11 protein-coding genes are annotated in these 21,933 nt (G+C 44.3%); 1 reads left to right on the top strand and 10 read right to left on the bottom strand.

The annotated features are described in order from the left end of the window. Together BTO09_RS14515 and BTO09_RS02020 are read right to left on the bottom strand one after the other, a co-directional pair. Positions 1 to 7,661, bottom strand: a 7,661-nt coding sequence (locus BTO09_RS14515; RefSeq protein ID WP_198356512.1) for an Ig-like domain-containing protein, incomplete at its 3' end; no start/stop codon positions are given. 8 nt (positions 7,662 to 7,669) lie between these two features. Continuing rightward, the gene (locus tag BTO09_RS02020) at positions 7,670 to 8,188 is read right to left on the bottom strand and encodes a hypothetical protein (RefSeq protein WP_087523072.1); all 519 of its coding nucleotides are present in this window, start codon (positions 8,186 to 8,188) and stop codon (positions 7,670 to 7,672) included. A 693-nt stretch (positions 8,189 to 8,881) separates the two neighbouring features. Between BTO09_RS02020 and BTO09_RS02025 the strand changes: the two genes are divergently transcribed. After that, complete coding sequence (locus BTO09_RS02025; RefSeq protein ID WP_087523073.1) at positions 8,882 to 10,480, top strand: peptide chain release factor 3; 1,599 nt, start codon at positions 8,882 to 8,884, stop codon at positions 10,478 to 10,480. Here the strand turns inward: BTO09_RS02025 and BTO09_RS02030 are convergent. The 8 genes from BTO09_RS02030 to nusG form a co-directional block, all read right to left on the bottom strand. Continuing rightward, a complete protein-coding gene (locus BTO09_RS02030) occupies positions 10,477 to 10,791 on the bottom strand; it encodes a DUF3467 domain-containing protein (RefSeq protein ID WP_087523074.1) in 315 nt (104 codons plus the stop codon). The genes BTO09_RS02025 and BTO09_RS02030 overlap by 4 nt on opposite strands. A 68-nt stretch (positions 10,792 to 10,859) precedes the next feature. Further along, positions 10,860 to 15,161 (bottom strand): DNA-directed RNA polymerase subunit beta', encoded by a 4,302-nt coding sequence (gene rpoC, locus BTO09_RS02035; RefSeq protein WP_087523075.1) that lies wholly within the window; start codon positions 15,159 to 15,161, stop codon positions 10,860 to 10,862. A 68-nt stretch (positions 15,162 to 15,229) separates the two neighbouring features. Beyond that, positions 15,230 to 19,042: a DNA-directed RNA polymerase subunit beta gene (gene rpoB, locus BTO09_RS02040; protein WP_087523076.1), complete on the bottom strand. Its 3,813-nt coding sequence runs from the start codon at positions 19,040 to 19,042 to the stop codon at positions 15,230 to 15,232. A gap of 138 nt (positions 19,043 to 19,180) precedes the next feature. Further along, complete coding sequence (gene rplL, locus BTO09_RS02045) at positions 19,181 to 19,558, bottom strand: 50S ribosomal protein L7/L12 (RefSeq protein WP_087523077.1); 378 nt, start codon at positions 19,556 to 19,558, stop codon at positions 19,181 to 19,183. 54 nt (positions 19,559 to 19,612) lie between these two features. Then, entirely contained in the window at positions 19,613 to 20,134 is a 522-nt protein-coding gene (gene rplJ, locus BTO09_RS02050) for a 50S ribosomal protein L10 (protein ID WP_087523078.1), read from the bottom strand. A gap of 15 nt (positions 20,135 to 20,149) precedes the next feature. Continuing rightward, positions 20,150 to 20,845 (bottom strand): 50S ribosomal protein L1, encoded by a 696-nt coding sequence (rplA, locus tag BTO09_RS02055; RefSeq protein ID WP_087523079.1) that lies wholly within the window; start codon positions 20,843 to 20,845, stop codon positions 20,150 to 20,152. Between the two features lie 21 nt (positions 20,846 to 20,866). Next, entirely contained in the window at positions 20,867 to 21,304 is a 438-nt protein-coding gene (gene rplK / locus BTO09_RS02060) for a 50S ribosomal protein L11 (protein ID WP_087523080.1), read from the bottom strand. 74 nt (positions 21,305 to 21,378) lie between these two features. Beyond that, positions 21,379 to 21,933, bottom strand: a complete 555-nt coding sequence (gene nusG / locus BTO09_RS02065; RefSeq protein WP_087523081.1) for a transcription termination/antitermination protein NusG — start codon at positions 21,931 to 21,933, stop codon at positions 21,379 to 21,381.

Here is a 21,933-nt window from a genome sequence, read left to right on the forward strand (position 1 = left end):
GTGATCACGTGCTCCGCAGTTACTGTAGCTGAAGCACCTGGAAGTAGTTCCGCAATTGGGTTACCACCAGTGATCACCGCGTTGTCGTCTGTGATCTCAATGTTAGTTAAGGTCGTGTTACCCGTGTTGGTTACCACGATATCGTAAGTGATCACATCACCCTCTCCACCAGCGGCAGAAGTTTGGTTCTTGATCACGCTCATGGAGCTAGCTTGACACAATCCAGTTACGGTTGGGTCGTCTTCATTAACAGAGTTATCATCTGAAAGGTCGTTCACTTCTGTACCATCAGGGTCGATGGCAGCCACAAATGCTTGGTTAGTGATTAATCCCGTATCTACATCTGCAGTAGTTAAAGCATAATCAGCTTCAAATACCCAAGTCTCGTCGATATCAAGAATACCATCTCCATTAACATCTCCAGAAACCAATACAATTGGTACAACTGGATTCGGAACTTCAAACAAGGCGTCGGTCAAAGTAACGCTAGCTAGAGGAACATTTCCTTGGTTGGTTACTGTGAAGGTATAAGCAACAACTTCACCTTCATCCGAACATCCGTTTCCGTTTCCGTCTACGAAAGCACCACTCTTTACCAAAGCAATGGCAGGAGCTGGTGTTTGACGCACCAACAGATATACAGTCGCTTCATCACAAGCTACTGGAGTGCCATCATCACATACAGAGTACACGAATTGATCTGGACCTACATAACCAGCAGCTGGTGTATAAGTGAAAGTACCGTCAGGATTGATCACAACTGTCCCGTTAGCTGGTCCGCTAACAACAGTTGTACTTACAGTCTGATTGTCTGCCTCTGGATCGTTATCATTATCTAACACACTTCCGTTGATAGGTGTATCAACCTCTCCGGAGTATGCATCGTCATTAGCAACCGTAATATTACCGTTGTCATCAGTTACTGTAATGGTCACTACTGCGGTATCACAAAGTGCTGGAGTACCGTTATCACAGATAGTATATTCAAAAGTATCCTCGCCCGTGTATCCTGGGTTTGGAGTGTACGTATAAGTTCCATCAGGGTTTACTACAACTGTACCGTTAGAAGGAGTTGTGTTACCAGTTACTACGATAGGATCTCCATCCATATCGTAATCGTTGGCTAGTACAGTTCCTGTTACCGGAGTGTCTACTTCTGTTGTATTCGTGTCGTTGTTTGCAACCGGAGGATCATTCTCTAAAATAGGATCATCTACCACTTCGATAGTCACAATTGCCGTATCACAAGCAATTGGATTACCACCATCACACACTTGATACTCAAAGGTATCTTCTCCTACAAAGTCCGTATCAGGAGTGTATGTATAGGTTCCATCAGCATTCAATACTAAGGTGCCATTAGCAGGTCCAGTCACTAAAGTAACCACTTCAGTTCCCGCAGGTCCGTCAGGATTCTCATCATTGGTCAATACCTGTCCAGATACTGGAGTATTCACAAAGGTGTCGTTGATATCGTCGATCGCTAGGATCTCGTTACCTGTTCCACCTACCGTGATGTATACCGTTGCCTCATCACAAGCCACTGGGCTACCGTCGTCGCATACCGAGTATACAAACTGATCCGTTCCTTCAAAGCCTGCGTTTGGCGTGTATTCAAAACTACCATCTGCATTAAGTACTAGTGTACCGTTAGTTGGACCGCTTACCGGAGTGGTACTTACCGTTTGGTTGTCACCCTCTGGATCAAAGTCGTTGTCGGATACATTTCCACTTACTGACGTATCTGGAGTCGTGTTATACGCATCATCGTTAGCTACAGTGATGTTTCCATTGTCATCGTTGATGGTGATGGTAACCACTGCAGTGTCACAAAGTGCTGGTGTGCCATTATCACAAATAGTATACTCAAAAGTATCTTCTCCCGTGTATCCTGGATTCGGAGTGTACGTATACGTTCCATCAGGGTTAACTACCACTGTTCCATTGGCTGGAGTGGTGTTGCCTGTCACTACGATTGGGTCTCCGTCTGGATCGTAATCGTTAGCCAGTACCGTTCCTGATACCGGAGTGTCTACCTCAGTCGTGTTGGTATCTGCATTGGCAATAGGTGCCTCATTCTCTGGGCCACTGTCTGGCAATACCTCGATGTATACCGTAGCCGTGTCTGTAGCCTGTGGGTTACCGTCGTCTACAATGGTATAGGTAAAGCTGTCCTCTCCCGTGTATCCTGGGTTTGGCGTATAGGTGTATGTCCCGTCAGGGTTAACTACCACAGTTCCGTTTGCAGGAGCTGTGTTTCCAGTTACCGTCTGCGTATCTCCTTCAAAGTCCTCATCGTTGGTCAGTACGTTTCCGCTAACTGCTGTGTCTTGGAAGGTGTTGTTGATATCATCGATCGCATCCGTAGTATTTAAAATACCACCTACAGTGATGTATACCGTTGCCTCATCACAAGCCACTGGGCTACCGTCGTCGCATACCGAGTATACAAACTGATCCGTTCCTTCAAAGCCTGCGTTTGGCGTGTATTCAAAACTACCATCTGCATTAAGTACTAGTGTACCGTTAGTTGGACCGCTTACCGGAGTGGTACTTACCGTTTGGTTGTCACCCTCTGGATCAAAGTCGTTGTCGGATACATTTCCACTTACTGACGTATCTGGAGTCGTGTTATACGCATCATCGTTAGCTACAGTGATGTTTCCATTGTCATCGTTGATGGTGATGGTAACCACTGCAGTGTCACAAAGTGCTGGTGTTCCGTTATCACAAATAGTATACTCAAAGGTATCCTCTCCTGTGTATCCCGGGTTTGGCGTGTAAGTATAAGTACCATCAGGGTTCACTACTACCGTACCATTGGCTGGAGTGGTGTTGCCCGTTACTACGATTGGGTCTCCGTCTGGATCGTAATCGTTAGCCAGTACAGTACCTGATACCGGAGTGTCTACCTCTGTAGTATTAGTATCTGCATTAGCAATAGGAGCCTCATTCTCTGGGCCGCTGTCTGGCAATACCTCGATGTATACCGTAGCCGTATCACAAGCCTGTGGCGTTCCATCGTCACAAATAGTGTACTCAAAACTATCCTCACCAGTGTATCCTGGGTTTGGAGTATAGGTGTATGTCCCGTCAGGGTTAACTACCACTGTTCCGTTTGCAGGAGCTGTGTTTCCAGTTACCGTCTGTGTATCTCCTTCAAAGTCCTCGTCGTTGGTTAGTACGTTTCCGCTAACTGCTGTGTCTTGGAAGGTGTTGTTGATATCATCGATCGCATCCGTACAATTGAATAAGATGCTAACATCTATAGTAATAGTACATCCGTTTGCATCCAATACGCCAACTACATAGTCTCCGGCGGCTAGGTCACTAAAAGTAGCAGATGCTCCGTAAGCTCCACCATCAATATTATAAGAATAAGGAGCGGTTCCTCCTATTACTGCTACCGTAACGCTTCCTAATCCTGAACAAACAATATCAGACTGAGAATCTATACTCACTTCTAAACCGCGTAGCGGCTGAGAAATTGTAGCTGTATCGTTTGCAACACAACCATTCGCGTCAGTAATAGTTACATTATAAGTACCAGCTGGTAGTCCTGAAATATCTTCGGTAGTGTCTCCAGTACTCCATGCAAAAGTATAAGGCGCAGTACCTCCAGTAACAGTCAGATCAAGAGATCCGGTTGACTCCCCAAAACAAAGTACGTTGGTCACAGCAATACCAGAGTCTAAAACATATGGCTCATCGACTGTGGTAGTCGCAGTTTGCTCACACAAGGTCACTGTATCTGTAACAGTTACCGTGTAAGATCCACCAGCTAGACCACTTACACTTGCAGTAGTATCACCAGTACTCCATAAATAGGTAAAGCTAGCTGAACCGCCCGTCACACTAGCAGAGACAGTTCCATCTGAATCGCCATTACAAGTAACAGGAGTTGAAGTTGCTGTTACAGCAAGATCTAAACAAGTTCCAGGGTTTACGGTAACTGTAGCTGACTCCACACAACCGTTTGCATCGGTAACAGTCACTGTGTAATCTCCGGCACTCAAGCCAGTGATTCCTTCTGTGGTTTCACCTCCTGGCGACCAACTATAGGTATAAGGAGGAGTTCCTCCAGTCACTACAGCTGTAGCCGTACCGTCTCCAGTTGTAGGACCAGCCTCGTCAGTTGATGTAGCCGATACATTCAATGCACTAGCAGGTTCAGTAACTGTTACGCTTTGCTCAACTGGCAAACAAACCGTTCCATCAATTGTTACACTTACGGTGTATATTCCGGCTGTAAGACCAGTTAGCGTACTAGAAGTAGCTCCGCTAACTACAGTAGGTGGTGTTGTGTCCCAAGTAAAGGTGAATGTAGCTCCAGGATTTGCCACAGAGCTTGCGCTAACGGTAGCACTACCTGTGTCATCTCCCGTACAAAGTATGTCTACACTATCATCGACAGCGATAACAGCATCACAAGTGTTTGAACAATCAATCACTACCCCCTGCTCTAATTCACAACCGTTAACATCTGTTACTGTAACAGTGTGTGTACCAGAAGGTAGGTTTATAGCCGTAGCAGTAGTTTGACTTCCTGCGGATGCACTCCATAAGTAAGTGTAAGGAGCTGTTCCTCCGTCTGGAGTAGCAGTGGCTTCTCCATCTGCACAGCCTTGTGCAGTGGTAGCGTTTTCTTTTGTAATTACAATGCTCAGTGGTTCTGGCTGAGTCAAGGTAACCTCGACAGTAGCCGTATTTCCAAAGGCATCTTCAATTTCTATAGTATAGACACCTGCAGCAAGACCGTCAAAGATAGGAGAGCTTTGAGGTGTTCCGCCGTTTGCACTGTAGCTATAAGGTGGTACACCACCAGTTCCTGCTACTTCGATACGTCCTGTACTATCGCCAAAACAAAGAATATCGTCTTGTGATTCTACAGTGATCGCGATAGGATCGTAACACAAAGTCTCTACATTGATACCTGAACTTAGAATCCAAGACTGGCCATTCACAGTTTGCCCGTTCTGTCCGTTTCTAGAATCCAAGGTTATGGTTACCGTAGAAGTGGCTCCAGGTACCCCATTTAGCGTAAATGTAGGAATGGCCAAACAACAGGCGCCTCCAGGAAGCGAGCTATCTGGACCGTATAAAATAACTTCTTCTGAAACCCCTCCTGCTTCTGCACGAACCAATAGGTAACGTCCGTCATCTGTCAACTCAGAAACAGGCACTTCGATCACAAGATCTCTTGCCGTTGGGAAAGTTGCGATCGGAATATTAAAAGTCTGTAAAGAGTTGTTACCATCGGCATCAGTAAACACACCAAATGTGGCCGACAGAGAACCTGGCACATTTCTAAAGGCATAGACCACTACAGATTGAAGGTCACAATTATCTGCACTATCACTGTATGAAATGCTGTTAGTACTTCCAGTAAACAATCCGCGGTAAACCCACTCGTTATTTGGAGCGTCAACTTCCGCACGAATAAGGGTTTGCGTAGTTCCAGAACCTTCCGTAAATTCAATTGCTGGCCCAGGGTTGCTGCTGTCGTATACAATCTCAACAATATATTGGAACACATTTGCCGCGTCTGGAATATTTACCACAGTGGTTGCCATACAGTTGGCGTTGTATCCGTACTCGTCTACCTCAACTTCTTCACCACAATCGTAAGACCAACCCTCTAGATCACAACTGATATAGGCAGTGGCCTCAAAAGTACAGCCGTTGGCATCGGTAATAACAACTGTGTGAACTCCGTATGGCAGATTGGTTGCAGTTTGTGTAGTTTGACTACCCGCACTAGCACTCCATTGGTAACTGTAAGGTACGGTTCCTCCACTAGCGATAACTTTAGCGGTTCCGTCATTGCAAGAACCAGCTTCTGTACCGTTGGTAGCTTCTATATCAACATGGAATTCATCTGGTTGAGTTATTGTAAAACTTTGGGTGTGCTTACAGTCATTAAGATCTGTTACCGTAAGCTCATAGGTACCTGCCGCAAGATCGGTAAGATCTTCTGTGGTTTCTCCAGTGCTCCACATAAAGGTAAATGGAGGAGTTCCTCCGGATACTGTAACATCGATAGCACCAGTCTCTGCACCAAAACAATCTGCTGGACTTACTGAAGAAGTAACTTCTAGGTCTGGAGCATCTGCTATGGTCACATAAGAGGGTTCTAAATTACCCACACCACATTCGTCTACATAACTAGAACTTACAATGGTGCGGACAGTGGTATTGAACTCCCCAGCATATTCCGCAGCAACCTGAACCGGCAAAGTGCTTCCTAAGGTCGCACAAGCACGAGGAACACTAAGTTGGAATTGTACATTTACAGCTGGGTCTGCTATCTCAACAATAGAATTGTCAAAATAGAACTCCAATAATCGAGTCCCAGTGTTATAATTAAAGGTAACTCCTGTTGGTAATCCACTAACCCCTTCGAACTCAAATCCGACAGGGACAGTATAACTTACTGTAAGATCTTGAATATTATCGTTTCCGGTGTTCTCTATCCCGAAGTCTACATTAAAAGTAGAACCTGGGCTAACATCACCGGTCACACTAGTGGTTAATAAAATAGGATCCAGATCAGGATTGAAAACCTCTACGGATAATCCTAATAGATAAAGTCCATAGGTCTCTTGATTAGAGGTAAGTCTAATAGAGGTTCTGGACTGGTTATTATCAAGTATGGAGTTTCCAGGGTTAGACAGTCGGAAAACGCCAATATCATAACCCAAAGTGTTTCTACTCGCTGGATTTCTATCCAGAAAATCAACACCGTTATTGGTAATGCTACTATCAAAGAAGTTATCGGCAGCACGAGAAGGTGTTGATAAATCTACGAATGTGCCAGCAGTGTTTTGGATCTGTAAACGATCACCAGCTAAATCAAAATCTCCTTCCAATGCACCAAAAAGAACATCAGCTGTTACGGCGCCAGAATCAACGGTTTGAAATCCATCAAAATCAATATCGTATCCAAATACGTCACGTGTAACGTGGCCATAACCATCAAAAAGGGTTACGTTACGAGCGTTTAAAGACGGGGCTTCGTAAACAAATACGATCTGCCATCCACCAGAAGTTCCTACATTGGTACCTAAGTGACCCAACAGATCTCCAGCCTTTGCCTCCACATTGGCTACTTGGTAAGTTCCGAAAGGATCCGCAAGGCTCTGAACCATTGAGGTAATATCCTTAAAACAGATATACGGATCGTTGACAAAGTGCTCGTCACGTCCGCGGAAAATAACATCGTCTGCATCAAGGGTCACATAAGACGAAGACCCTGGCAACATCAGCTTTACATCGTCAAAATTCCATGCAGGTTGGTTGTCTGAACCATCGTCCATTTCCTTATCTGCCGCTGCCCAGTACAAGAAGGCCTTGGTAATGACCAAACAGTCACCTTCTCCCGGAGCAGGATTGCTCATATTGGCACTACTGGAATTGAATGTTGTCGGATCTGAATCGATATCGACATATACATTGTCGATAAAATCGTGGTTTCCATCCAAGCCATTATAAGGAAGAACTGCATCTCTAGAGAGCATGTTATTTCCGATGGTCTGGTAGTTTCCGTTAATGGTCTCGCTATAACGCGGAGTGAACGGAGTTTTTAATTGCGACAAAGCCTCGCCCGTAAAACCGAGTAAGACTAGCAATAAAAGTATCGTTGATTTACCTATCGTATTCATGATGGAGGTTATTCAGTTTTAGATGAATCAGGAATGAATGATTTCAAGACGAAGCTCGTCAGCGGGTTTGCCCCCGATGAGCTAAGCGCCTTTATCTCTAGGCAATTCCATGTATTCTTTTTGGTTCGTACAGATTCCTTGGTCTCCACATAAAAGGTGACACTGGCTCCTGCAGGAACGCTAAAGGTGTTTGTTTCGGTTTGCTGCTGATTAAGGATGCGAAAATCCAAATCAGAATATGCTTTCTTTCCACAATTCGTGGTCTCCGCTTGCAGAACATATTGTTGGGTCTGACCCGAATTGTTCTGGATCTTGAGTTCGTGAAGATGAACTGGAGTGTAAATCGATTTCTCTGAACGATTCACAAGAGTTATTTCAACTTGGCTCCATGCTGTTGCAGTAAACAACATGATAAAAACAAGAGTAAGTAGCGACGAAGTCTTCCCTACTCGGATTTGTTTTGAAAATTGAAAATTCGGCTGAGCAGCCTTAATGCCTTTTGCGGGGATAAAGTACTTTTCTTTCATGCGTTATATTCATCCGCAAGCTATCTCCTCAAATAAATACAGACTCGTAAGAATGCCAAATCCCAAAATTCGGCTTTGCATAAAACTAATAAGGTTGTTTGGTAATGAAAATCTATGCGGTTTACGAGCGTTTAAAAGATTGAATAGTTAGCGTTGTTAATTAAAAAGTTTTCTACGTTAAAGGGGATGAAAAACAATTTCTTTAATCCAAAGGTAGCCGTAGTTTTGAATCTTCAACCATAGATTATTCCCTTTTCTACTAACGGTTAAAAAATGACGACGAATAACCCATATGTTACGGTTAAACCTTATCTTTTTGTAGGATACAATTCTGAACAAATACGTATAAATACTTAATAACAAGCATTTACAGGCTAGTTCTGTGTAAGACTAACATATGTTAGATTTTGAAGAATTAACCAATTAAAATACCGTCAAAATCGCCTAATACTGAATAGTTTGAAACAACAAGTCTTTGATTTTACGTTTAACGCCCATTAACAATCTTAAACCATCAATTTAAGATAGTTAGGTGATCAGATCGAAAGTTTCAGGCTTCTTTTGTAGCATTAACACCTTTAGCAGGAGACTAATCACATATCAGTAATTTAATTTGATAAAAATTGGGCCCGTAAAGAATTACCTCCTAACACAAACTGTATATTTGCAAACGAAAAGTCGATCCCTTCTTTTATGAGTTTAAAAAAAGAAATAGCCCGCAGGCGAACTTTCGGGATTATCTCCCACCCAGATGCCGGTAAAACTACACTCACCGAAAAACTCTTGTTATTTGGTGGAGCAATTCAAGAGGCCGGAGCCGTTAAATCTAATAAGATCAAAAAAGGTGCAACCTCCGATTTTATGGAAATCGAACGTCAGCGTGGTATTTCTGTGGCAACTTCTGTTTTGGCTTTTGAATATAAAGGAACCAAGATCAACATTCTAGATACGCCCGGACACAAAGATTTTGCGGAAGATACTTTTAGAACTTTAACTGCCGTTGACAGCGTAATTGTAGTGATCGATGTGGCCAAAGGGGTCGAGGAACAAACAGAGAAGTTGGTCTCTGTCTGCAGGATGCGAAACATACCTATGATCGTGTTTATCAATAAGTTAGATCGCGAAGGGAAAGACGCCTTTGAACTCCTGGATGAGATAGAACAGAAACTAGATCTCAAGGTTACTCCTATGAGTTTCCCAATCGGTATGGGCTATGATTTTAAAGGGATCTACAACCTTTGGGAAAACAATGTGAATCTCTTTAGTGGTGATTCTAGAAAGAATATAGAAGAAACGGTAGAGATCAGCGATCTCAGCGACTCCAAACTGGACCAACTAATCAGCAAAGATGCAGCAACTGTACTGCGCGAAGAACTAGAATTGGTTACGGGTATTTATCCGGAGTTTGACAAACAAGCTTACTTGGCCGGAAATCTACAACCGGTATTCTTTGGCTCTGCTTTGAATAACTTCGGAGTGAGAGAATTGTTGGATTGTTTTGTGAGTATAGCTCCTCCTCCACGACCAAAAGAAAGCGATACGCGTTTGGTCAATCCTGGCGAAGACGCCTTTAGCGGCTTTGTTTTTAAGATCCACGCCAATATGGATCCGAAACACCGCGATCGCCTGGCGTTTGTAAAAGTGGTTTCTGGCACCTTTGAGCGCAACAAACCCTACTTACATGTGCGGCAGGGTAAAAAATTCAAGTTTTCGAGTCCGAATGCCTTCTTTGCCGAGAAGAAACAGATTGTCGATTATTCCTATCCGGGAGATATAGTCGGACTGCACGACACAGGAAACTTCAAGATCGGAGATACCCTAACAGAAGGCGAAGAGATGCGCTATAAAGGCATTCCTAGTTTTTCTCCGGAGCACTTTAAATACATCAACAATGCCGATCCGATGAAATCCAAGCAGTTGGAAAAAGGAATCGACCAATTGATGGATGAAGGTGTTGCCCAATTGTTCATACTCGAGTTGAACGGCCGTAAAGTCATTGGTACTGTAGGGGCACTTCAGTTCGAAGTGATCCAATACCGTTTAGAACACGAATACGGCGCCAAGTGTTCTTACGAAACGCTAAACGTACATAAGGCCTGTTGGGTAGACCCAAAGGATCCGAAAAGTGCAGAGTTTGCTGAATTTAAAAGAGTGAAGTCAAAATTCTTGGCTAAAGACAAACGGGGACAATTGGTCTTCTTTGCAGATTCTTCTTTCACACTGCAAATGACACAGCAAAAATATCCAAACGTGACCCTACACTATGTCAGTGAGTTTGAAAAAGCCCACTAGGCCTCTCCTGTAGGGCCAAAATTCAAGGGTATTGGCGGTTGCTCAACATCTTGAATACTGCCATTGGCCGCCTCAAATCGCTTGATGTTATCGCCAAGAGCCTTATGGAATCGTTTGGCGTGTTGTGGGGTAAGGATAATTCTCGCTTTAACCTTGCTTTTAGGAGTGCCTGGCATAATGGTCACATAATCGATCACAAATTCAGAGACAGAGTGATTGATAATGGCGAGATTGCTGTAGATTCCTTCGGCCACTGCTTCGTCCAATTCGATATTGATCTGCCCTTTTTTTTGTTCTTTACTATCGCTCATAATTTTAGGTGTAAAAACACAGAATCCCGCTAAAAAACGGGATTCTGCAAATCATTTATAGTCAAGGATTAATTGTAGTTAACCTCTTGCTTCTCTTCGGTCATCTGCTCTAGCTCTTCTTTAGAACCTACAATGATATGGTCGTAATGACGCATACCGGTTCCGGCCGGAATTCTGTGACCTACTATTACGTTCTCTTTCAAGCCTTCTAGGCTGTCCACTTTTCCGCTTACCGCAGCCTCGTTCAATACCTTTGTCGTCTCCTGGAAGGAAGCCGCAGAGATGAATGACTTGGTCTGTAGCGATGCACGGGTGATCCCTTGCAAGATAGGAGTCGCGGTTGCAGGAACTGCATCACGAGCTTCTACCAAGGCTTTGTCTGCACGTCTCAAGATAGAGTTCTCATCGCGCAACTGACGTGGAGAAACGATCTGGCCTTCTTTCAAGCTTTCTGAGTCTCCTGCGCTAGATACGACCTTCATACCAAAGATCTTGTCGTTCTCTTCGATAAAGTCGTATTTGTGCGTCAATTGGTTCTCTAAGAAGATAGTGTCTCCCGGATCGTTGATCTTCACCTTACGCATCATTTGACGTACTACTACCTCAAAGTGCTTATCGTTGATCTTCACCCCTTGCAGACGGTATACTTCTTGAACCTCGTTCACCAAGTATTGTTGTACTGCGGATGGGCCTTTGATCTTCAAGATATCCTCCGGAGTGATAGAACCGTCAGAAAGTGGCATACCGGCGCGGATGTAATCGTTCTCCTGTACCAGGATCTGATTAGACAGCTTCACCAAGTATTTCTTAATGTCACCTAATTTAGATTCTACGATGATCTCGCGATTACCTCGCTTGATCTTACCAAAGGAAACAACACCGTCTATCTCACTTACAACTGCAGGGTTCGATGGGTTACGCGCTTCGAATAGCTCGGTAACTCGTGGAAGACCCCCTGTAATATCACCCGCTTTCGCAGATTTACGTGGAATCTTAACCAAGATCTTACCAACCTTGATCTTCTCGGCATCGTCTACCATAAGGTGAGCCCCTACTGGTAAGTTGTATGAACGGATCACTTCTCCTTTAGCGCCGCAGATATGAAGCGTTGGGATCAGTTTCTTGTTTCTCGATTCAGAGATCACTTTCTCTTGGAATCCGGTTTGTTCGTCAATCTCTACTTGATACGTAACACCTTGTTCGATATTCTCGTACTTGATCTTACCAGCAAATTCAGAGATGATTACCCCGTTATATGGATCCCACTGACATACTACATCACCTTTCTTAAGGGTCTGTCCGTCTTTTACAAAGATGGAAGAACCATAAGGGATGTTGTTAGTACTTAGGACAATTCCAGTTTTCTTGTCAACCACTTTGATCTCAGAAGTACGAGAGATCACGATATCTACCTCGTTTCCTTCTGCATCTTCTCCTTTTACGGTCTTCAAGTCTTCTATCTCGGCCTTTCCGTCGAACTTCACGATGAGTTTGTTCTCTTCGGAGATGTTTCCGGCAATACCACCCACGTGGAAGGTACGTAGTGTAAGCTGTGTACCAGGCTCTCCAATAGACTGAGCAGCCACAACACCAACAGCTTCACCGATCTGTACCATTTTTCCGGTCGCCAAGTTGCGGCCGTAACACTGTGCACAGATACCTTTTTTGGCCTCACAGGTCAAAGCAGAACGAACCTCTACGCTCTCTACTGGAGAAGCATCAACTTTTTTGGCGATAGCCTCGTCAATGTGATCTCCTGCACTAACCAACAACTCGTTGGTAAGTGGATCGTAAACATCGTTTAGTGAAGTACGTCCAACGATACGCTCGCCTAGGGACTCCACTACTTCTTCGTTCTTTTTCAAAGGAGTTACCTCTACTCCTCGTAGCGTACCACAGTCGTGCTCGTTGATGATCACATCCTGAGATACATCTACCAAACGACGGGTCAAGTATCCTGCATCCGCCGTCTTAAGAGCCGTATCCGCAAGACCTTTACGCGCACCGTGCGTAGAGATAAAGTATTCTAAGATCGATAGTCCTTCCTTAAAGTTAGAAAGGATCGGGTTTTCAATAATTTCACCACCACCAGAGTTCGATTTCTTCGGCTTGGCCATCAGACCACGCATACCTGTCAACTGACGGATCTGCTCCTTAGAACCACGCGCTCCAGAGTCAAGCATCATATACACGGAGTTAAACCCTTGCTGATCTTCACGGATACGCTTCATAGAAAGCTCCGTCAAGTTCGCGTTGGTCGCAGTCCAAATATCAATTACCTGGTTGTAACGCTCGTTGTTGGTGATAAGACCCATGTTGTAGTTGGCAATGATGCCGTCTACTTGCTCGTTCGCGTCGTCGATCATGCTGTGCTTTTCCTGTGGAATAATGATATCCCCAAGGCTAAAGGACAGACCACCTTCAAAGGCGAACTTATATCCTAGGTCTTTAATAGAGTCTAAGAACTCAGCAGTTGTAGGTACGTCGGTTACCTTTAAAATACCACCAATGATATCACGCAAGGATTTCTTGGTCAATACTTCGTTGATATAACCTGCAGCCTCTGGTACTTCTTCGTTAAAGATCACACGACCTACAGTAGATTCGATGATCTGATATACCAATTCTCCTGCTTCGTTGAAGTCCTTAGTGCGGATCTTAATGATCGCGTTAAGGTCAACACGCTTCTCGTTGTACGCAATGATCACCTCTTCTGCAGAGTAGAAGGTCAAGCCTTCTCCTTTAACAGGGTGGTCTTTGGTAGATTTACGTGGCTTGGTCATGTAGTATAGACCCAATACCATATCCTGAGAAGGTACCGCTACCGGAGAACCATTCGCTGGGTTCAAAATGTTATGAGAGGCAAGCATTAACAGCTGTGCTTCCAGAATCGCTTCTGGCCCAAGTGGAAGGTGAACCGCCATTTGGTCACCGTCAAAGTCGGCGTTAAATGCCGTACACACTAATGGGTGTAGCTGAATCGCTTTCCCTTCGATAAGTTTTGGCTGGAACGCTTGGATACCCAAACGGTGAAGAGTAGGAGCACGGTTCAGGAGTACTGGGTGTCCTTTAAGAACGTTCTCCAAGATATCCCAAACTACAGGCTCTTTCTTATCGATGATCTTCTTAGCCGATTTTACCGTCTTCACGATACCACGCTCGATCAGTTTACGGATCACAAACGGCTTGTATAGTTCTGCGGCCATGTTCTTAGGCAGACCACATTCGTATAGTTTCAATTCAGGTCCAACAACAATTACCGAACGTGCTGAGTAATCCACACGCTTACCAAGTAAGTTCTGACGGAAACGTCCTTGCTTACCTTTTAGCGAGTCAGAAAGTGACTTCAGTGGACGGTTAGAGTCTGTTTTTACTGCGGATGACTTACGGGTATTGTCGAATAGTGAATCTACAGATTCCTGTAGCATACGCTTTTCGTTACGCAAGATCACTTCCGGAGCTTTGATCTCTACCAAACGCTTCAGACGGTTGTTACGGATAATCACACGACGGTAAAGGTCGTTCAGATCCGAAGTTGCGAAACGCCCACCATCTAGTGGTACCAACGGACGTAATTCTGGTGGAATCACCGGAACTACCTTCATGATCATCCACTCTGGTTTGTTTTCGCGATTGTTGTTTGCCTCACGCAAAGCTTCCACCACTTGCAAACGCTTAAGGGCTTCAGTTTTACGCTGCTTAGAAGTCTCGTTGTTGGCCTTGTGACGCAAATCATAAGACAAAGCATCTAGATCGATGCGGTTCAACAAGTCGATCAAACACTCCGCACCCATCTTAGCGATGAATTTGTTCGGGTCTGAATCTTCTAAGTACATATTCTCCTGAGGAAGCGTATCCAATACGTTCAAATACTCCTCTTCAGTAAGGAAATCCATTTTTTGCAACGGCTCTCCCTCTTCGTTTTTGGCGATACCTGGCTGAATAACCACATAACGCTCATAATAGATAATCATATCCAACTTCTTGGACGGCAATCCAAGAAGGTATCCGATCTTGTTCGGAAGACTTCTGAAGTACCAGATGTGCGCAACAGGTACAACCAAGTTGATGTGACCTACACGATCACGACGCACTTTCTTTTCGGTAACTTCTACCCCACAACGGTCACAAACGATTCCTTTATAGCGGATACGCTTGTACTTTCCACAGGCACATTCGTAGTCCTTAACAGGTCCAAAAATACGCTCGCAGAACAATCCGTCGCGCTCGGGTTTGTGGGTACGGTAGTTGATGGTTTCTGGTTTTAGTACCTCTCCGCGAGATTCTGCCAAAATAGACTCCGGCGAAGCCAAACCAATAGAAATCTTGTTGAATTTCTTTACCGTGTTGTTATCTTTATTTCTTGCCATAATGCTAATATGCTATGCTATTTTATTGCTAAAGTGAGCTACACTTTATCTTTTCCCCAATCGGGCAATTACTCTTCTAAACGGATATCCAATCCAAGACCTTTCAATTCGTGCATCAATACGTTGAACGACTCCGGCAGACCAGGTTCTGGCATGCTTTCGCCTTTAACGATTGCTTCATAAGTCTTGGCACGTCCGATAACGTCATCGGATTTAACCGTTAGAATTTCGCGCAAGGTGCTGGATGCTCCGTATGCTTCGAGCGCCCATACCTCCATCTCTCCAAAACGCTGACCACCAAATTGTGCCTTACCACCAAGTGGCTGCTGCGTAATGAGCGAGTAAGGTCCAATAGAACGGGCGTGCATCTTGTCATCTACCATGTGACCCAACTTAAGCATGTAGATCACACCAACAGTTGCCGGCTGATCAAAACGCTCTCCAGTTCCACCGTCATATAGATAGGTGTGTCCGAATCGTGGAATACCAGCTTCGTCGGTCAACTCATTGATCTGATCTAAAGTGGCTCCGTCGAAAATAGGTGTAGCAAACTTGCGACCCAATTTCTGACCAGCCCATCCTAGTACCGTTTCGTAGATCTGTCCGATGTTCATACGCGATGGTACCCCAAGTGGGTTAAGTACGATATCTACAGGCGTACCGTCTTCTAGGAATGGCATATCCTCTTCACGTACAATACGTGCAACGATACCTTTGTTACCGTGACGTCCTGCCATCTTATCACCTACCTTAAGCTTACGTTTCTTAGCGATGTACACTTTAGCAAGTTTCAAGATTCCAGAAGGAAGCTCATCTCCAACAGAGATGGTAAACTTCTCGCGTCTCAGGTTACCCTGTAGGTCATTCTCTTTGATCTTGTAATTGTGCAACAACTCGGCTACCAATTTATTGGTGTCCTTATCTGTAGTCCACGTACCTTGAGTAAGGTGCGTATAATCGTCTACAGCGTTAAGCATCTTAAGGGTGTATTTCTTTCCTTTAGGGAAGATCTCTTCGCCCAAGTCATTCATTACACCTTGAGCAGTTTTACCACCAACAATCTCAAAGAGCTTCTCAACAAGCACGTCTTTCAAAGCAGCGAATTTGGTTTCGTACTTCAATTCAAGCTCGTTGATGTCTTCTTTATCTTTAGCACGCTTGCGCTTGTCTTTAATAGCGCGTGCAAATAGTTTTTTGTCAATTACTACACCGCTTAGTGATGGAGAAGCCTTCAAAGAAGCATCTTTTACATCACCTGCTTTGTCACCAAAGATGGCGCGTAGTAGTTTTTCTTCCGGAGTCGGATCGCTCTCTCCTTTTGGAGTGATCTTACCGATAAGGATATCACCAGGCTTCACCTCGGCACCCACACGGATCATACCGTGCTCGTCCAAGTCTTTGGTAGCCTCTTCGGATACGTTCGGGATATCACTAGTCAATTCTTCGTTACCCAATTTGGTATCGCGAACTTCTAGAGAATACTCATCGATGTGGATAGAGGTAAAGATATCTTCACGTACCACTTTTTCTGAGATCACAATCGCATCCTCAAAGTTGTAACCCTTCCATGGCATAAAGGCCACTTTCATGTTACGTCCAAGTGCCAATTCACCGTCTTCTGTTGCATAACCTTGACAAAGTACTTGTCCTTTCGCCACACGGTCGCCTTTGCGAACAATAGGCTTCAGGTTGATAGAAGTACTCTGGTTGGTCTTGCGGAATTTGATCAGCTGATAGGTTTTAGAGTCTCCATCAAAACTTACCAAACGCTCCGTATCGGTGCGGTCGTATTTAATAGTGATCTCACGAGAGTCAACATATTCTACAACTCCATCGCCTTCTGCGTTGATCAATACTCGTGAATCCGAAGCAACCTGACGCTCCAATCCAGTTCCCACAATTGGAGAATCTGCAATTAGAAGCGGTACTGCCTGACGCATCATGTTTGATCCCATCAAGGCACGGTTCGCATCATCGTGCTCCAAGAAAGGAATAAGCGAAGCCGAGATCGAAGAGATCTGGTTTGGCGCTACATCCGTGTAGTGTACCTCTTTAGGGTCTACTACTGGGAAGTCGCCTTCCATACGAGCAATTACACGATCGTTATCGATAGTTCCGTCTTTTTTAAGCGGAATGTTTGCCTGAGCAATTAGTTTCTCTTCTTCCTCCTCTGCAGATAGGTAGATCGGTTCTGACTTCAAGTCAACTTTACCGTTCTCCACCTTGCGGTAAGGAGTTTCAATGAATCCGAGGTTGTTCACCTTGGCATACACAGAAAGTGAAGAGATAAGTCCAATGTTCGGACCTTCAGGAGTTTCGATAGGACACAAACGCCCGTAGTGGGTGTAGTGTACGTCTCGAACCTCGAACCCGGCGCGCTCACGAGATAGACCTCCAGGCCCTAGTGCAGATAGTCTACGCTTGTGCGTGATCTCTGCCAGTGGGTTGGTCTGGTCCATGAACTGAGACAACTGGTTAGTTCCAAAGAAGGAGTTGATCACAGAAGAAAGGGTCTTCGCATTGATCAAATCGATCGGAGTAAATACCTCATTGTCACGAACGTTCATACGCTCGCGGATGGTACGGGCCATACGAGCCAAACCTACGCCAAACTGAGACGAAAGCTGCTCTCCTACGGTACGCACACGACGATTAGACAAGTGGTCGATATCATCGATCTCTGCTTTAGAGTTGATCAATTCAATCAAATACTTGATAATGGTAATGATATCTTCTTTGGTAAGCACCTGCTTGTCCATATCGATATCCAAACCGAGTTTTTTGTTCATTCGGTAACGTCCTACCTCACCCAAATTGTATCTCTGGTCAGAGAAGAACAACTTGTTGATGATTCCACGTGCAGTTTCCTCATCGGGCGGTTCAGCGTTACGCAATTGACGATAAATGTGCTCTACCGCTTCTTTTTCAGAGTTGGTAGGGTCCTTCTGTAAAGTATTGTGGATAATCGCGTAGTCCGCCTGCTGATTATCTTCTTTGTGTAGTAAGATGGTCTTACTTCCGGACTCAAGAATTACGTCAATATGTTCTTTTTCAAGGATAGTATCACGATCTAGAACGATCTCGTTTCTCTCAATAGATACAACCTCTCCAGTATCTTCATCTACGAAATCTTCGTGCCAAGTCTTAAGTACACGAGCTGCAAGCTTGCGATCCATGTATTTCTTAAGACCGGTCTTGGTTGCCTTTACTTCTTCGGCAAGGTCAAAGATCTCTAAGATATCTTTATCGCGCTCAAAACCAATGGCGCGGAAAAGTGTAGTTACAGGTAATTTTTTCTTACGATCGATATAAGCGTACATCACGCTGTTGATATCGGTCGCGAATTCGATCCATGATCCTTTGAATGGGATCACACGAGCCGAGTACAATTTAGTACCATTGGCGTGGAAGGACTGTCCAAAGAACACCCCTGGCGAACGGTGAAGCTGCGAAACAACTACACGCTCTGCACCATTGATACAAAAAGTTCCAGACGGCGTCATATACGGGATAGTTCCCAGGTATACGTCTTGCACGATAGTTTCGAAATCTTCGTGCTCCGGATCGGTACAATATAATTTTAAGCGGGCCTTTAGCGGAACGCTGTAGGTCAATCCGCGCTCAATACACTCTAAAATCGAGTAGCGTGGCGGATCAACGAAGTAATCTAAAAATTCCAGTACAAATTGATTGCGGGTATCTGTAATTGGAAAGTTCTCCATGAAGGTGTTGTACAAACCTTCGTTTCCTCGTTCTTCTGACTTGGTCTCTAACTGGAAAAAATCTTGGAAAGATTTTACCTGAATGTCCAGGAAATCTGGATAATCCGGCTTGTTTTGCACAGAAGAGAAATTCAATCTTTCAGTTTTCGTTGCGGACATCTACGAACGGAATTTTAATTAACAAAAAACTAGGGTAGCGCATTGGAGGTGGAACACACCATTATATACGCAAAATGGTTTAGGCCCATCCCGCATTCGGGAAGGCCTAAACCTTAGGGTTGGCTAACTGCCGGGAGCTTACTTAAGCTCAACCTCAGCGCCAGCTTCTTCTAACTGAGCTTTTAGTGCTTCAGCTTCGTCTTTAGCTACACCTTCTTTAATTGGAGAAGGAGCGTTATCAACTAGTTCCTTAGCGTCTTTAAGACCAGCACCTGTCAATTCTTTAACTAGTTTTACTACAGCTAGTTTAGAACCTCCAGCGGCTTTAAGGATTACGTCGAATTCTGACTTTTCCTCAGCGGCGTCTCCACCAGCAGCACCACCACCAGCAGCAACAGCTACAGCTGCAGCAGCAGGCTCAATACCGTACTCTTCTTTTAGGATGTCAGCTAACTCGTTTACCTCTTTTACAGTAAGGTTAACTAATTGTTCTGCGAATTCTTTTAAATCTGCCATTTTCTATCGTTTTAATAAAATTGTATTCTAAGTGTTTGATTTTTCGTTTTGTGCTTATCCTTCGCGCTCAGAAAGTGTCTTAACAATTCCTGCGATGGTACCACCACTCGATTTAAGAGCAGAGATAACATTCTTAGCAGGCGATTGCAACAATCCGATGATGTCGCCGACAAGCTCTTCTTTAGACTTGATTTCAACTAGAGTATCTAATTGGTCATCGCCAATAAAGATGGCCTCTTCGATGAAAGCACCTTTAAGAATAGGACGATCCGCTTTCTTACGGAACTCCTTGATCACCTTTGCGGGAGCGTTTCCAGTTTCAGAGATCATCAATGAGGTGTTGCCTTTAAGCACGCCTGCTAGATCTCCAAAGTCCTTGTCACTGCTCTCCATTGCTTTTTCAAGCAAGGTGTTCTTAACCACTGACAACTTAACGCCAGCTTTAAAGCATGCACGTCTTAGGTTGCTAGTTGTACCTGCGTCCAATCCTGAGATATCTGCCAAATAAACTACAGAGTTCTCAGCTAGCTGTGCAGTCAAATCCTGAATAACTTGTGATTTTTCTTCTCTTGTCATTGTCTATGGGTTTTACTACTCAGCAAATCTCTTGGTGTCTACACTCACTCCAGGACTCATAGTACTGGACATGTAAATGCTCTTGATGTATACACCTTTGGCCGCTTGAGGCTTTAACTTTACTAATGTGGTTATTAATTCGCGGGCGTTTCCAGCGATCTTTTCTGCGTCAAATGACGACTTTCCGATCGCAGCGTGAACGATACCGGTCTTATCTACTTTAAAGTCGATCTTACCGCCTTTTACGTCTTGCACCGCTTTAGCAACGTCCATTGTTACTGTACCAGTCTTTGGGTTTGGCATAAGTCCACGAGGTCCTAGAATACGTCCTAGTGGTCCTAACTTACCCATTACGCTTGGCATGGTTACAATTACGTCAACGTCTGTCCATCCTCCTTTAATCTTATCGAGGTACTCGTCTAATCCAACGAAATCAGCTCCTGCAGCAGTAGCTTCGGCCTCCTTATCTGGAGTTACCAAGGCCAATACTTTTACATCTTTACCAGTACCGTGTGGAAGTGTCACTACGCCGCGAACCATTTGGTTAGCTTTACGTGGGTCAACATTCAAACGAACTGCAAGATCTACAGAGGCGTCAAAGTTCACGTTGGTGATCTCTTTTATTAAAGCAGAAGCTTCGGTTAAGCTGTAGTCCTTGTTAGCGTCTACCTTTCCGCGAGCTTCCTTTTGCTTTTTGGTCAATTTTGCCATGATCCTGTTTTCTTTAAATCATTAAAAAGGGGCTGTTCCTTTAATTTTAACTCCCATGGATCTTGCAGTACCAGCTACCATTTTCATGGCAGACTCGATTGTAAATGCGTTTAAATCCGGCATTTTGTCTTCTGCAATAGTTTTCACCTGATCCCAGGAAATTGTGGCTACTTTTCGCACGTGTGGTTCACCAGAGCCTTTTTTGACTTTGGCTGCCTCAAGGATCTGTACAGCTGCTGGAGGGGTCTTAATTACAAACTCGAAAGATTTGTCCTTATAAACCGTGATCACAACAGGTAATACTTTACCCTGCTTATCTTGAGTTCTACCGTTGAATTGCTTGCAGAACTCCATGATGTTAACACCTGCGGCACCTAAAGCTGGTCCAACTGGTGGTGACGGGTTAGCCGCTCCACCTCGAACCTGTAACTTTACGACTTTATCTACTTCTTTTGCCATTGTTTACATTTTAGGTCGATTCTTCACTGTTGGAAGCTCTGGAAGAATCAGTTTATTCGCGTAACAGTCTTTTACTAAATTTTTTCTACTTGCATATAGCTGAGTTCAAGTGGTGTCTTACGTCCGAAGATCTTCACCATCACTTCTAGCTTGCGTTTTTCTTCGTTGATCTTCTCTACGGTTCCGTTGAAGCCGTTGAAAGGACCATCGATAACTTTTACAGTCTCTCCTACTACATAAGGAATGTTCAGGTTTTCATCTTCGATAGCCAATTCGTCTACCTTACCTAACATCCTGTTCACTTCGGACTGTCTTAACGGCACAGGGTCTCCCCCTTTGGTCTCTCCTAAGAAACCAATTACACCGTTAATAGATTTTATAATGTGTGGTATCTCTCCTGCGAGGTTCGCATTGATTATGATATACCCCGGAAAGTACACACGTTCTTTACTAATTTTTTTTCCGTTGCGGATCTGAATAACCTTCTCGGTCGGAACCAGAACTTGCTCGATATAATCTTGCAGATTCAAGCGGGCTACTTCACTCTCGATGTAGTTCTTGATCTTGTTCTCTTGTCCGCTAACCGAACGAACAACATACCACTTCTTAGTATTCTTTGTTTCTGTCAT

It is taken from the genome of Gilvibacter sp. SZ-19 (assembly GCF_002163875.1).
GTDB lineage: Bacteria > Bacteroidota > Bacteroidia > Flavobacteriales > Flavobacteriaceae > Gilvibacter.